Genomic DNA, 1,488 nt, shown 5'->3' on the forward strand with positions numbered 1-1,488 from the left:
CCAAGCGGCTCTGGAAACTCGCCTTTGATCATAAATGGCACAACATTGCTGTAGCCAGTGCTTGCCATTAATTCTCGCCATAAATCGTAGCCGCCCCCGAAGAACATCCACGCCATATAGTCCCAATTGTCCATGCCAAACGGGCCACCCGCAGCACATGAAAAGAGCGTAAAAGCGGAATTTTTGCCGACCCAATAACCTTCCCATCCTTGCCCAGCCTCCAAGATGCCTCTATTTACGGCATCGAGCACCTCGTAGGCCGGAACTATCGTGCCGGGGGCGAGCAATGGCCCAAGCTGCAGCCGGCCCTGACTCATTGCCCCGATGCGCTCAATGGCCCTTTCCCCGTGTACAAAGTCCCATGATCCCACTCCAAATGTGCTCTGCGTCCTCCACTTTATCGGTTTTTCCTGCGCCGTCGCATCTGTAGCATAAGCTGCAAAAACAAGGGCCACAATGATCGCAACTCCAACCACCCATATACCTGACCTTTTCACCATACTCACACCTCCTACCTAAAATAAAATCTCGAACTCACGCGGTTATCTTAAGGCTTTATCTATACCACCTGACCACCCCCTTTGCCGCACTTATAAAGCGAGCTCCTTACCTGCCATAAGCCAACGTCGGCAACCACAAAACTATCTAAATGACCTGGCGCCGCCAATTTTGTCAATGCTCATCGGCAGCACTAGGCATATGGACTAATACTCGTTTTTTAAATTTCTAACTTACTTCTTCCAGTAGTAATCGGCCACTTTAGAATAATCTATGTAGAATTTTCGCCTATAGGGAACATACTTGGACGCCCACTCTTTCTGCGACTCATAAATCTTCTTAAACATAGGGTTAGTCTCGCATTCTCTAGCTGCAACCTTATCCCACGCTTCAAGAAGTTTATCTACAACATCGGGAGGTGTCTCGACCACTTTAACACCCATTTCCTTTTCCATCTTTTCCAGCGCCCATTGCCCCTGCACCCACTCTTCGAAGTTGTTCTTCAGCGCCATCTCATTACATACCGTCTCTACGATGTTTTTTAGATCCTGAGACAACGATTCCCACTTCTTTTTATTTATATATATAGATGTGTTGCCTGTGGGCTGGTGTATTCCAGGGGCATGATAGTATTTCAAGATATCCGGTATACCAAGCAATAGATCACTATGGGGATCGCTGTATTCCGTTGCGTCTATGGTCTTCCTCTCCAACAGGGGAAGGATCTCCCCTCCTGGTACATTGACTACTGCCACGCCGGCTTCTTTAAAGACTTCGGCAGCTAAACCAGCCACCCGCATCTTAAGGCCTTTAAGATCCTCAAAGCTCGTTATGGGTTTTGGGAACCATCCAAGCGGCTCTGGAAACTCGCCTTTGATCATAAATGGCACAACATTGCTGTAGCCAGTGCTTGCCATTAATTCTCGCCATAAATCGTAGCCGCCCCCGAAGAACATCCACGCCATATAGTCCCAATTGTCCATGCCAAAC

At 48.3% G+C, this 1,488-nt stretch carries 2 protein-coding genes; both read right to left on the bottom strand.

Annotation, left to right across the window (positions count from 1 at the left end):
* The coding region (locus EZM41_RS11990; protein WP_198471300.1) for a hypothetical protein at positions 1-500 on the bottom strand (500 nt) is incomplete at its 3' end.
* A gap of 231 nt (positions 501-731) precedes the next feature.
* The coding region (locus EZM41_RS11995) for a TRAP transporter substrate-binding protein (RefSeq protein WP_198471301.1) at positions 732-1,488 on the bottom strand (757 nt) is incomplete at its 5' end.

Source organism: Acetomicrobium sp. S15 = DSM 107314 (genome assembly GCF_016125955.1).
Taxonomy (GTDB): Bacteria; Synergistota; Synergistia; order Synergistales; family Thermosynergistaceae; genus Thermosynergistes; species Thermosynergistes pyruvativorans.